The organism is Pedobacter sp. ASV1-7 (genome assembly GCF_040203335.1).
In the GTDB taxonomy this organism is placed as follows: domain Bacteria; phylum Bacteroidota; class Bacteroidia; order Sphingobacteriales; family Sphingobacteriaceae; genus Pedobacter.
Genome location: NZ_JBEHBV010000002.1, coordinates 51,847 through 65,416 on the forward strand (window position 1 = coordinate 51,847; position 13,570 = coordinate 65,416).

At 36.0% G+C, this 13,570-nt stretch carries 8 protein-coding genes; all 8 read right to left on the minus strand.

Translation table 11 applies throughout. From position 1 onward, the window contains the following. Window positions 1-74 precede the first annotated feature (74 nt). The gene (locus ABDJ41_RS05405; protein ID WP_349784787.1) at window positions 75-1,166 is read right to left on the minus strand and encodes a hypothetical protein; all 1,092 of its coding nucleotides are present in this window, start codon (window positions 1,164-1,166) and stop codon (window positions 75-77) included. 75 nt (window positions 1,167-1,241) lie between these two features. Then, on the minus strand, window positions 1,242-3,248 hold the full coding sequence (locus ABDJ41_RS05410) for an SUMF1/EgtB/PvdO family nonheme iron enzyme (protein WP_349784788.1): 2,007 nt from the start codon (window positions 3,246-3,248) through the stop codon (window positions 1,242-1,244). Between the two features lie 3 nt (window positions 3,249-3,251). Next, window positions 3,252-4,181: a DUF5017 domain-containing protein gene (locus ABDJ41_RS05415; protein WP_349784789.1), complete on the minus strand. Its 930-nt coding sequence runs from the start codon at window positions 4,179-4,181 to the stop codon at window positions 3,252-3,254. A 17-nt stretch (window positions 4,182-4,198) separates the two neighbouring features. Continuing rightward, the gene (locus tag ABDJ41_RS05420) at window positions 4,199-6,034 is read right to left on the minus strand and encodes a RagB/SusD family nutrient uptake outer membrane protein (protein ID WP_349784791.1); all 1,836 of its coding nucleotides are present in this window, start codon (window positions 6,032-6,034) and stop codon (window positions 4,199-4,201) included. Between the two features lie 50 nt (window positions 6,035-6,084). Further along, window positions 6,085-9,480: a TonB-dependent receptor gene (locus ABDJ41_RS05425; protein ID WP_349784792.1), complete on the minus strand. Its 3,396-nt coding sequence runs from the start codon at window positions 9,478-9,480 to the stop codon at window positions 6,085-6,087. 182 nt (window positions 9,481-9,662) lie between these two features. Further along, window positions 9,663-10,862 carry a FecR family protein gene (locus ABDJ41_RS05430; protein WP_349784793.1) on the minus strand — a complete coding sequence of 400 codons (1,200 nt, stop codon included), beginning with the start codon at window positions 10,860-10,862 and terminating at the stop codon, window positions 9,663-9,665. Window positions 10,863-10,935: 73 nt separating this feature from the next. Next, window positions 10,936-12,213, minus strand: a complete 1,278-nt coding sequence (locus ABDJ41_RS05435; RefSeq protein ID WP_349784794.1) for an acetylxylan esterase — start codon at window positions 12,211-12,213, stop codon at window positions 10,936-10,938. Window positions 12,214-12,262: 49 nt separating this feature from the next. Further along, complete coding sequence (locus tag ABDJ41_RS05440; protein ID WP_349784795.1) at window positions 12,263-13,513, minus strand: exo-alpha-sialidase; 1,251 nt, start codon at window positions 13,511-13,513, stop codon at window positions 12,263-12,265. Window positions 13,514-13,570 lie beyond the last annotated feature (57 nt).

Here is a 13,570-nt window from a genome sequence, read left to right on the forward strand (position 1 = left end):
TGCAACATAGTTGCGTCATTTAATTGTGTTCTGTTTTCTTTCAGATAACTTTTGTAGAAAGTTAAGAAGTACAATTACTTTACTGATGGAGACCAGGATAAGCTCCTAAAAGTCTGATTTGGGCTTGAGCGCAACAAAACCTTAGATTCTGCACTAATCGTTTCGTTATAACCTGAATTATCTGAAATTTCGATTAAAGTTCCATCACCACCTCTGTCATTACCACTACTGATTACATAGAGCTTAATCTTACCATCAATTACTCTTGCTTCAATACCGGTGCCTTTTTCAGCACCTTTAAAAACACCATTGTTTATCCATTTATTTTTTACCAGTGAATATTTTACAATACCATTGTTATAGGTCAGGAAATAAGCAATTTGCTTAGGTTTTGTACCTGTCGCATCCAGATTGGTAATAACAAAGCTGGTACCATCTTTAATTGCCGATTCTCCTGTTAAATTGGTGAACTTTTTTCCTCCTTCTGCTATTTTACCTGTACCTATTTGGTAAATCCTTGTCGCTTCTGAGGCATATAGATCACCATTATAAAATTTAATTTGTCTGAAGCTCAGTCCACCCAGATTCACTCCTTTCTTTTCCCCTTTTTTAAGATAGAATATACCTCCATTATTAGCACCACCACCACCGGAAAGCCATACATCTGTACCATCAAATGATGCTGCAGAACGGAATGAATTATTATTAAAAGCATTTTCTATCACAGATGAGGTGTTTATTTTACCATCAGCTCCTATAAGTGCAACTACACGGTTTACCTCTCCGGCAGGTTTATTTAGAATATCGGTCCCTGGTGCAGCATCATAGCCGGGTACAACTAAATACTTTCCATCATTGGATCGACTTATAAACCCTGCTATTACATCTTTTCCCAAAGCTACAATTCTTCTGTTTTCTCCAGTTGTTTGTGTTGGCAAGCTAACAGATTGTACTAGAATTGGTTTATCACCAGAAATATTATATTCATCCAAATAAATCGGACAAGCATTATAGGTATTAATATCACTTCCTGAATTTGCATTACCAATCCGGTAAATCACAAGATTATCCTTTTTAAAAGGTTTAGCAGTCTGGGCAAAAGAATAGCTGCAGTTTATTCCGGCAATAACCAATAGGGTTAATAATTTCTTAGTAAATTGAATCATAATAAATATTATTATATGTATATAATGTTTTGTGTATAAATAGTTTATAAATATGGTTGTGTTTCCAGATTTACCTTACTGAATTAACCATTTCAAATTAAATCTGTAGTGGATAGCACTGCTAAATAGATGGATTATATTATCCGGGCTTTGTGTTAAAGCCAGGTAGCCTTTTGGTTCAGCATTATTCTGATCCATTTTAAAATAGCCTGTAAATGCTCCGCCATTCAGGTATCTTTCTTTACCATCGGTTATTAGCTTTCGGACTGGCCAGGTTTTACCTTCATCAAAAGATAATGCCGCATACATTCCATAACCGGTATAATTGCTTCCATTCTGATGTTTAAAAGTCATCCCTTTTTTTATGTCAATTGTAGCATCTGTAAATGAAACTAATAGTAATGCACCTTCATTAAGTCTTTTGAGTATCAATCGTTGTCCACTTGAAATTGGAGGGAAATCACTGGCTGAGTAAGTCCAGCTTTTGCCCATATTTGTCGAAATACTGATCGGCATATAAAAGCTATTGTCCTTTTTTATGTTATCATTTCTGCCAAAGGCAAAAAGATTTCCATTCTTCAATTGGACAACTCCCGTGTGAATACCCGCAATGATTCCTCCGGTATTCCCAACTTTAAAATCCGGAGTTACTTCAGGGCTTTCTGAAGGATTGTACCAACTTTTTCCTTCATCCTTAGAGATATGGATTATACTACCTCCTCTGACTTTAGGCGTAGCATCACAAGGCTGTATCAACCAGCCCTCTTTGGTTTTAAACATACCTGCTATGACCTGATTACCTCGTTCATGTTCAGCATTCGCAAAGACCGGAGCTGTCCATGTATGTCCATTATCTTTACTCTTTCTCATCACCATAGCCAGGTTTTGCCATGTTCCCGCGGCTTCAACACCATTCATATGATAAATAACATTATTTTGTTCATCATAAAAAAGAGATGAACCTGTCATGTTTCTATCAGGAACTTTAAAAAACAATGAAGGTGCTGTCCAGTCTTTACTTTTTGTGTTTAACCGACTAGATACAATAGTCATTTCCCGTCCTGTTTCTTCTTCTGTGGAAAACCAGATTGCCAGTAAATCGCCATTTGGGGTCCATGTTACAGCAGGGCAATGGTTATGATGATATAAAAAATCATTTTTACCTACATCCTCTGTTTTTACATAAACTAATGGTTCCATAAATACCGGATGGTTGTCTACTTTGACCCATCTATGTTTTGCAGACTTTATTTGCATTTCAGCTGTATTCTGCAGGAGGTTTTCCGGATTGATTTTTTGAGAAACTTCTACTATCCTAAAACCGGTAAAACAAGTTTTATCTTCAGGAATCAAAGCTGATCGGTTCGCTGATCTTAGATATTTAACAGGCGTATTATGGTTCCCCCCTCGTGAAACCCGATATAATCCATTTTCATAACCTGACGGATCTATCTGTTCTTTTGCATTGTACTTTCCATACCAATCTAAACACCATTCCTCAACATTTCCATGCATATCATAAACACCCCATTGATTAGGTTGTGTTTGTTTAACCTGTAATGAAACTGGTTTTGGCTCCCAGGCAATTTCCTGATTTTTAAGAAAATCCTTAGGCAAAACGCGATCTCCGATAGCATAAGGAGAAAATGTTCCTGCGCGACATACGTATTCCCATTCTGCTTCAGTTGGTAGTCTATAGATTTTATTTTCTCTTTTAGAAAGCCATTCACAAAACTTAACAGCATCATTATAGCTTACATAAATCACTGCCTCATCATCTTCTTTAGAGAATCCATTCTTTCCCCTAAAAGATTTATGTTTTGGATCAAAAAGCTCATACTGGGCATTTGTAATCTCTGTTGATGATATTTTAAACTGTTTAGAAATCTGAACCAGATGTGCAGGGCTTTCATCCTGATTTTCGCCAAATCCGGCACTTCCCATAAGGAATTTACCGGCTTTGATCTCGACCATCTCAATTCCAATAACATTTTTGCTTTGTGCAAAGGCTGTAGTATTTAATGCGATAGAAAAAGTAATTAAGAGCAATATGATGTATCCTTTTAAAAGATGGTTTAACATTTCTTATGGATTTACGGTGATTTTAATTGTTCTTATTTGTTCTTCCCGCTGGTTGATATTTTGTACTGTACCAATAAATTTCACTTCATAAGTTCCAGGTTTAGTAAACTTATACGTAAACACATCCGGCATAGGATTTTCACTTCCTTTTACAGCTATAGCTCTATCAGGCCCCATATTTATATTTTCTAAATAAAGAGGTTTACTGATTGCCCAATGATAACCTTCTGGCGACCAATTTTCGGTATATTCATTTCCCTGCATGGTAATTCTGGTAGAAGTAACAGCTGCTCTTGCGGGATAAGTTGTTGGATTTTCGTCGACAATTCTAAAACCTGATTCCGGTAAATTCAATATTTGCTGCTTTCCGAATTCCGTCTGCCCGTTAATTTTAAAATCCTGAATCATCCAGATCCTTGCATCACCAAAGGTTAACTGAGATCGGGTATGGTATTTATAGGCAATAAATAAAGGCTTACCTGATTCATATAAATCAGTAATATCCTTTTCGCCAGAAGCTACATATGTGTTAACTGTACCAAATGTAAAACGACTGGTGATATTAACCCATTCTGCCTCATTAATACTTTCTATACTATCATAATTACCATTGAAATCAGTACTGGCCCATACTGACAGTTGATTTGCCTGAGTTCCCTGGTTCACCGCGGAGGTAAACGACATCGTTTGACCACCTGAAACATTCAGACTTCTTCCCTCTTTAAAATTGTAATCATTTAAAAAATCCCCAGAGTAAAAACTAACTATTTCTGCGTCTCCACTAAAATGAAAATTTACATTATCATTAATAGAGATTTCTGTGGAGCTAGCTTTAACATCAAAATCTAGTTTATCTAATTTCAAACGGTTCTCTTTTTTACAGGCATAAATGCCCATTAGCATGACTATGAAAAAGAAATACTTTGCTTTCATTATATCTGTTTTAAGTTTTACCAGTTATTGTTTTGTCTTAATTTACTATTCAGGCTCAACTCTCTTGAAGGAATTGGCCATAGCAGATGTTTACCGTTTACATTTTTATATCTGTTGATATAATTGATGTAATTTGCAGCCGGTACTTGCTGACTTATCGTATTATAGACATCATCCATATTGTCTAAGAAAAGACTCCACCTGATCAGATCGCCTTTTCTCAAGCATTCAAATGCAAGTTCTCTTGATCTTTCTTCTCTGATTAATGTTCTAAGTGATTGCTGATCTGTAACGGAAGAAACTTTATGCTCATCCCCATTAAAGAGCACAGCAGTTGCTACACCTCCTGAACCGGCAGCTCCTGTCGGGGTTGTTATAGTAACTGTTGGAGCTGAGGTATATCCTTCACCAAAAACATTTCCAATAACACCATCTCTTTCCATCAGGATGCCAGAGATTTGTTTAGTTCCGTTTAGTACGGCGTAAGCTTTTGCACCAGTTCCTCCACCGCCCGTGATGGTAATAGTTGGAGCTACAGAATAATTACTTCCTTTATTGGTTAGCGTGATAGATTTAACGCCTCCTTTTTTAACATACGCCCTTTTTCTAACTATCTCTAAATATTGAACCGCTTCATCCTTATTGGCAAATGAGATCTCATTTAATGCCTCAGCATACATTAGCAGCACATCAGAATACCTTAAAATAGGAAAGTTTTGAGGAGTAGCATATGCCTTTTTTACTGGAGCCAGCTCATACTCTCTTCTAAATTTTGCTGCCGGACGTACAAATAATGAAGCGAAGGTTGTTGAATTAGAAAATGTTTTACCACCACTTGCATTGTAGCTGAAATTTGCAATGTTCCAGTCTCTCCTGACATCCCCCAGCAGGTACCTGTTGTACAAGTTTGCCGTAGCTGCTACAAATGATAAACTTTTGATATTATCCAGGTTTGATCCGGGAGAATTGACATAGCCATTCCAACCAGTCTCATCAAATCCATTTGCAATATTTCCATAAAACTCAACCTCCCAGATACTTTCTTTAGTATCATATTTATCAATGGCATAGTTGATAAACACCTGGGAATATGAGTCATTTAGTGCATGACCGGCCTTACCATCACTTATTACTTTCCAGGCCCATTTTTTAGCGTCTTCATATTTTGCTATATCATTTAAAGGATAGCCAGCCATAAACAAGCAGACTCTGGATAAAATTCCTCGTACCGCCGATTTGCTTACTCGTCCGCCTCCCACTAGTTCAGAAATATCCCTTACATGTGATTCAGCATATTCCATATCATGCAAAATTACATCGTATACTTCTTTTATAGAAGATTTAGCGATATCGGTATTTGCTGTAGATTTTGTTGAGCTCAGTACAATAGGTACTTCGCCATATGTCTGAACCAACAGAAAATAAAAGTAAGCCCTTAAAAAAGATGCTTCAGCTCTGACTCTATTCCTGATCTGTTCTTGAATATCTTTATTGTTGTCTATATTTTCCAATAATAGATTTGCTCTGTTTATACCAAGATAAAGAACGTTCCAATGTGAGGTAACAAAGGGGTCCGACGAAGTAAAATCATATAGCATAGGACCGGTAGTGGTTGATACACGACTGCAATAACCATCATCCCCGTCCAGACCGTAGTTAAATAGCATCATTCCGCCAAATAATGCGTTATTTCCTAAAACATCATATACTCCGGCCAGAGAATGTTCAAGATCACTCTCGGTATTGTAGTAAGCTTCCGGTGCAAGTATATCATTAGGTTTAACGTCTAGAAATTTTTTACAACCTGAAAAAATCGTTAAAAAGGCCAGTGCAATTAATACTTTCAATTTCATAATTTTCATTGAAATAAAACATGTGTGTAAACTCATAATGGCTCTAAATTTTAAAATGTTGCATTTATGCCAAAAACAACTGTTTTAGCCATAGGATAAGCTGAGTAATCAAATCCTGGTGTGGTTGGTGTATTACCGCGGACAGAAACTTCTGGATCCATACCAGAGTAATTTGTCCATGTAAATAGATTTTGTGCAGCTACATTAAGTCTCAAGTCACTTAAGTAGAGCGACTTAATCATCCTTTTGGGCAATGCATATGCTAAAGCAATGGTTTTCAGTCTTAAAAAAGAGCCATCTTCTAAAACTCTTGATGAATGAAGACCCTGTGGACCCTGTCCGCCAGTTCTGTAATTTGTATTGGATGGGTTTTCAGGTGTCCATCTGTCGTTATAGGAAGCATATTGGTTTAAATCAATTGCCTTAGTTCCGTTTCCATCAAAAATTAATCGGTTTGCATTATAAACCTGGTTTCCATAAGACCATTGAAAAAATACATTCAGATCAAAATTCTTATAGGTCAGGTTATTGTTAAAACCTCCTGTATGAATAGGTAAACCTCTGCCTATAACCGTCACATCATTTGAATTGATTACACCATCGCCATTCAGGTCTTTATATCTGATATCTCCGGGTTGAATATTTCCTCTATCTGTAGCACTTGCATTGCTGGGATAATCTTTTTTTAAGATGTATTGCCCCGGAGCAGGGTTGTCAAACTGATCTGTTTGATAAATTCCATCAAAAATATATCCATAAAACTGTCCCATGGGTTGTCCTACTCTGGATAAATACAAGGAACTCCCATTATATTGAGAAAAGAAACTAGCTGTACTGAAAAGGTTTTTATCACCATTGGCCAGTTCCAATACTTTATTGTCATTAAAGCTGATGTTAAAATTACTTGACCATGAAAAGTCTTTTTTCTTAATGTTGCTGGAGAATAAAGAAAATTCTAGTCCTCTGTTTCTAACTGAACCTACATTTTTATAGGCCTGTAAGTAACCAGTTGTAGCAGGGAAATTTGCATACAGCAGCAGATCTTTTGTTGTTTTGCTGTATAGATCTACTGTTAATTGTAATCTATCCTTAAATAGACCTAAATCCCAACCTATATCTGTCTGCGCAGTGCTTTCCCATTTAAGGTCGGTATCTCCAAGATTAGTAGAAATAGTACCTCTGATTGGAGCCATATCGTTAAATGAGTATGAATTACCTACCAGCATATTTAAGCTTGATAGGTACGCAAAATCTGAAATTCTGTTGTTACCAGTCACACCATAACTTACCCTCAGTTTAGAACTGGATACTGCAGATATTTTTTTGATAAAGTTCTCTTCATGCATATTCCATGCAAATGCAGCAGAGGGGAAATAGCCCCATTTATTTCCATCAGCAAATTTAGAAGAGCCATCAGCCCTGAAAGTAGCAGTCAGCAGGTACTTTGATTTGAATCCATAATTTAAACGGCCAAATGTAGAAGCTAAAGTATTTTTGGTAATATATGCGATGCCACTATACAAATCGCCCAATTCCAGACCCGACATACCCAATTCCTCATTAGAAATGTCAATCGTACCATAGCCATACTGATCAAATTTATTCTCCTGAACAGATGCTCCACCCATTATGGTAAGCTTATGATCTTTATTGAATGTTTTATTCCAGGTTAAAGTATTCTGATTAGACCAGTTGAATGTTTCTGAATAGCGTATACTTCCATTGACACCGAATTTATTTGATGGGTTTAATGAAGAGCCTTGCGTAGTTAGTGAATTATAAAAAAGACTCCTTTTTTGCGTATTCCCTTTTGCACTTCCTATAATTTTTAAGGTTAGTCCTTTAGCAAGGTCATACTTTACATATGCATTTGCTACTAAATCCACAATTCTATTTCGCGTAAAATTATTACTACTAGTTACGTAAGGGTTTAATCGAATGTCTGCTAATTGATTGTTATCCGGGTCTGCAAGATCATTTTCCAGATCGAAATCTGCATTTCCATTTACCGGTCTGTATCCCCAGGTTCTGTATAACAAATAAGTGCTTGTTGTTCCTTCTCCGGCAGCAACTACTTCTCCGTAGTTTAAGATACTTCCAAAGTTGGCATTCATCCCAACAGATAGTTTTTTACTAATAGTCTGGTCTATTGATGTGCGAAATTGTGATTTATTAGAACCTGTATTATTGATTACTCCGGGCTGTCTGAACAAAGATCCTGACAGGGAGTATTTTGTTTGTGGACTACCTCCTCTAATTGCCAGATTATGAGTCTGTACAACAGTATTATTCAAAATTTTCCCTTGCCAATCAACACCTTCTATACTTTTGTAATCTTCTAAAGTTCTATCAGTCAGATATCTATTGGTTGCTCTGGGTTCATTTAATTCCAATTGGTATTTAACAAAATCATAGGAAGACATCATATCCATTTGTTTGATGACTTTATGTAATCCTACCAAACTATTAAAAGTGATAACAGGTCTACCTATTTTGCCTTTTTTTGTTTCAATAACTACAACACCATTTGCCCCTCGAGATCCATATACTGCTGTTGAAGATGCGTCTTTAAGGATATTTAAAGTTTCTATATCATCCTGGTTGATGGCTGCACTGGTAATATCTTCAACGGGAAACCCGTCTATTACATATAATGGAGCATTACTTTGTGTCAATGAATTTGCACCTCTTATTGTGATGTTCAATTCTGAACCTGGCTGACCATCATTTGCACTTATACTTACACCTGCAACTCTACCAGCCAATGCTTCAATGAAAGAACCTACAGGTGCTTTGACCAGATCTGCTACTTTCACTTCACTTACTGATCCTGTAAGGTCCTTACGGGCAACTTCACCATAGCCAATGACTACGACCTGGTTCAATGAGGTAGATTCCTCTTTCATCACGATGTTGATCGTTTTGTTTCCTGACACTTTTTTCTCCAGTGTAGAAAAGCCTATTGAAGTATAAACCAATATGGTTTCCTCATTAGGAACTGTGATTTTATAATTGCCATTAGGATCGGATACAGCTGAACCTTGTCCATTTTTGATCTTCACTGATACACCAGGCAAAGGCCCTCCCTTTTCATCTGTAATTTTACCGGTAATCAGAATGACTTTTTGCTGAACCTGCTTTGGTTCTATATTTAGCTTTTTAGACACTACAATGTTTTTTTCTACAATCCTGTAGGTCAGGCCCAAGCCATTCAGGCACTTATTCATGGCTTCATCTATGGTAGCATTGCTAAGCTTTATGGTGACTGAAGGCTGATTTTTAACAAAATCTCTGGTAAATAAAATATTATAACCGCTTTGCTTTCTTATCTCTTTTAACACCTCAGCCAATGGGGCATTCCTTTTATTGAGGTTTATTTTTTGCGCAAACACATTCGCATTCACCTGCATGAAAGTCGTTAAAAGGATAATAAAAGCTAACTTCATAATAAGAAAAAACTTAAAAAAGATGGCACAATGCTTCTTGCAAGTGCACTTTGCATATTTTTTGTACATTTGGTTGTTAGGTTTTAGATTAGTTTGATTCAGGACTGATTTGCCAACTTTAACGTTATCAGGAACGGTTCGAACGTTCCTGATTTGTTTTTTTACCGTTAGCCTTATTATTTTTATGGCATAACGGTAACCCTCCTTTCACCTTTATTTCCTGCTTTCGGTTCAATTTTAAAATGTACACCTCCCGTCAGTTCAATAGTTTTCAAGAGCTTTTCAATATTATCAAACCTCGAAACGGTTCCAATAAATATTTCATTTTTAATTTCTCCTTCATAAACCACCTCAATATTATACCAGCGGGCTATTGTCTTCATTACTGTTCTGATATCTTCATCATTAAAGATAAAATACCCGCGTTTCCATGCTAATACCTCTTCTACATCTACTTCTTTCACTTTAATATCTTGTGAATCATTATAAACAAGCGATTGCTCCCCCGGTTTCAGTATTTTCTCTGTATCACTTTTTTTAATTGCTACACTTCCTTCGAGCAAGGTGGTTTTTATAACCTCATCATTAGTATAAGCTTTAATGTTGAAATGTGTACCTAACACACGGACATGCATATTTTTTGACTTTACTATAAAAGGGATGCTTTTTAATTTAGCAACTTCGAAATAAGCTTCCCCGTTTAGTTCAACCAAACGACTATACTTACCAAATACAACAGGATATTTTAAAGTAGACTCAGCATTTAACCATACTTTTGTACCATCAGGTAAATTTACCTGATACTTGTTACCATTGGGTGTTGAGACTGTATTGAACAAGTTACCTGTAGTCGGTACAGCATTAGTTTTATTTATAGTATATACTAATTTTCCATCCTCAGATTTGCTAATACTCACTCCAGCATCATTTGCTATTGTGCCTTTCTCCATCTGATCTAAAATCAATTGCTTTCCATTTGCCAGTGTTAGAATTGCACTATGTCCATCTGTAGGCTTTACATTTCCTGCAGAAATGATAACTTCTTCTTTAATAGCTTCTTTTAATTTCGGTTTCAAAAAGAAATAAGTACCAGCTCCAACAATAAATAATAGTGAAGCTGCTACAAAAGGTTTGTAAAAACGGATAATATTAAATCCTGGTTTTACATGCTGTTTATCTTTTATAATTTTCAGGATATTTGCTTCAATATCATCCTGCATCAATTTTCTTTCCTCTTCAGTGAGCATTGTTAGCATATCTTCTTCCTTATCAAAATAGCCATAATACGATTCCAGAAACTCTAGTTCCTTTGCAGATGCCTTTCCGGCCAGATACTTTCGTATCATCACTGCTAAATCTGATTTGGTATTATTCTTTTCCATTGCTAATTTTTCATCCTTTTATATTGATGTACCCAAAACTTACAGAAGTCCCAAAATAAAATGATTTTTTAAATTACTTGTTGAATTTGGTTAATATCCAATTCATAAATTTATCTCTTTGCTCCGGAATAGTTGAATGTCCTGTTTCTTTATAAATCATCAATTCCTTTGGTGCAGTGATAGAATTATAGGCAGCATACATAGAAGTTGGTGGACAGGTTTCATCATTAAATCCCCAACTATAAAATCCAGGAACTTTTAAGTTTTTAGCAAAATTAACAACATCATAATATTTACAAGTTTCTAACTTATCCTTTTTATTGTTGTAAGTCATATTGGCTGGACTAAACAAATGTGGCCACCCTCCTGCTCTGTTATGCAGGTAACCTGTAACATCACATAATGCTGGGTAATTGGCAGCAAGGTATTTTACTCTCGGATCCAAAGCAGCCGTTACAATAGACAAAGCTCCTCCCTGGCTACCACCATACACAATAATGTTTTTCCCATCATATTCAGTTTGAGCAGTTAAAAAATCTAAAGCTTTGATACATCCCAGATAAACTCTTTTGTAATAGTAGTTGTCCTTGTCGTCTAAATTTGTTGAGCTGTATGCATACAATGCACCTGACCTTAAACTCTCATAAACCTGAGCATCAAGATTTACCGGAATACCATGTATACCTATTTCTAAAACAATTACTCCATTTTTTGCCATATTAGGATCACCTTTATATGATCGTACACCTGCACCCGGAACTTTCAATGCTGCAGGATATTTACCTGGTTTTACAGGGACACTTAACATACCGTAAATCCTGGAGTTATTAATATTCCTAAAGCTTACATGATAAACATTCACCTCAGCTGTTGAATATTCTTTTATAAGCTCTGCTTTAGCATCCAGAGGAATTTTCTTTAAATCGGCGATTGATTTACTCCAGAATTGATTAAAGTCTGCTGGCATTTCAATAGTAGGCTTTATAGCCTCCGGAGAGAAAGCGACAGTTGCAATTTTCTTTATTGTCTTTCCATTTACAACTGATGTTACTTCACATCTTAAAAAGCCAGGAACTTTTAACGTTGGAGCTTTTATGTCAAAGCTATTATCATTAACTATTACTGAATCCGATTTTATTGGTGACAACTTCTCTGGAGCAATTCTATATTTTAATTTAACATTGCTTGCCTTTTTGCCATTCTGGAGTACAGAAACTTTAAATACTGGTTGTTCTCCAACAGTATATTTCCAGTCAGTATGATCTGCATCAATATGAATACTTAGTGATTCGGCTGAAGATTGAGCACTAGATGTTGAATAAAAAAATAAGCTACAAATTAGTGTCAGCATTATTTGTTTTAAAAATGAGTTTAGTTTTTTGGTCATTATTTTAAAATATTTAGTTGAGTGATTTAATTGGTATTCTGGTTATTTCTACATCTTCCTTATTGGTTGCATAAGCTACATAAAGATGCTCTTTCCAAACTAAGGATCCGGGATAACTATAGCCTTCAGTTTTACTGATTCCCTCGTATCTTCTTGGTTGTGGGATATCCCTTAAAAGATATGATTTATCAAATAGTTTCCCATCTTTACTTATAGTTAATGTTAATGGAACTCTTCTACGTGTAGGTACTGGGTTATTTACAAAGAAGATCGCTCCACTTGGTAAGCTACCTGCGCATTGCATAGAATCAGAATCTGTTATATTGGTTAAAACAGGAACTGACCAACTGCTTCCATTATCCTTACTTACAGCTGCAAGCAGCTTCCAGGTTCTTTTACTTTGCTCAAACCATAAATCTCTAAACAGCATGACCAATGTATTATCTTTACGTCTAAACCAACTTGCTTCCACAGCTCTTGCTACCTTTTCTTTATCATTTGCATTATATTCTGGTAAATCTGGTAAAAATCCCTGTTTCCAATCAGAAAGCCCGTCTTTTGCATCAGAATACATTATTCTTGTACCCCTTACAGCTTTAAAGTCTCCTGTACCCAGGCCATGACAAACCATAATAAATCTCCCGTTAGGTAACCTTCTGGCACTTTCACTAGGCCCTGCGTTCTGTATCAGTACTTTTGGAGCAGACCAATTTAAACCATCTAATGAATGACAATATTCTGTAATGGATGTTTTGTTTACCTTATCCCCGCTGATCAATAGACAACTTAAATGATTTCCATCAGTAAGCCAACCACCACTTGCCCTGTTTGGTGGTCCTATCTGTATCGGTTTCGACCATTTTTTTCCATCAGTTGAATAACTATAGTAAACATAAGATTCAGCACTAGGTTCATGTAATGGGTGGCCTACCCATGTAGCATAAAGCTTTCCTTTAAAATCAACTAACTGAGGATGGTTGTTAAATTTCATATGCAGTTCCTGCTCTGGTCTGAAAATGGTAATTTGTTCAGTATTTGTAGCATAGTTTAAACCTAAATTATTTTTTCGGCTTTGATCAAACAGGCTTTCTGATATCCTGACTTCAGGATCAATTTCAAGTACCGGGAATTTCAAAATACTGTCGTCCGGTAAATTGTGTTGCTTTGCACAAGCCTGAAAACTAATCCCCGATGTAATAGCTAAAGTTGAAATAGCTACTTTTTTGATAAAACTTCTTCTGTTATCTTTAGAAAAATCTGTCATTTCATTTTATTTTAAATGTGAACTGATAAATGATATACTTCTTTTACATGATGTATC

What these genes read in the sequence shown, in the direction of transcription:
- ABDJ41_RS05405 (WP_349784787.1), bottom strand. Translation starts at nt 1,166, where the DNA reads ATGATTCAATTTACTAAGAAATTATTAACCCTATTGGTTATTGCCGGA.
- ABDJ41_RS05410 (WP_349784788.1), bottom strand. Translation starts at nt 3,248, where the DNA reads ATGTTAAACCATCTTTTAAAAGGATACATCATATTGCTCTTAATTACT.
- ABDJ41_RS05415 (WP_349784789.1), bottom strand. Translation starts at nt 4,181, where the DNA reads ATGAAAGCAAAGTATTTCTTTTTCATAGTCATGCTAATGGGCATTTAT.
- ABDJ41_RS05420 (WP_349784791.1), bottom strand. Translation starts at nt 6,034, where the DNA reads ATGAAATTGAAAGTATTAATTGCACTGGCCTTTTTAACGATTTTTTCA.
- ABDJ41_RS05425 (WP_349784792.1), bottom strand. Translation starts at nt 9,480, where the DNA reads ATGAAGTTAGCTTTTATTATCCTTTTAACGACTTTCATGCAGGTGAAT.
- ABDJ41_RS05430 (WP_349784793.1), bottom strand. Translation starts at nt 10,862, where the DNA reads ATGGAAAAGAATAATACCAAATCAGATTTAGCAGTGATGATACGAAAG.
- ABDJ41_RS05435 (WP_349784794.1), bottom strand. Translation starts at nt 12,213, where the DNA reads ATGCTGACACTAATTTGTAGCTTATTTTTTTATTCAACATCTAGTGCT.
- ABDJ41_RS05440 (WP_349784795.1), bottom strand. Translation starts at nt 13,513, where the DNA reads ATGACAGATTTTTCTAAAGATAACAGAAGAAGTTTTATCAAAAAAGTA.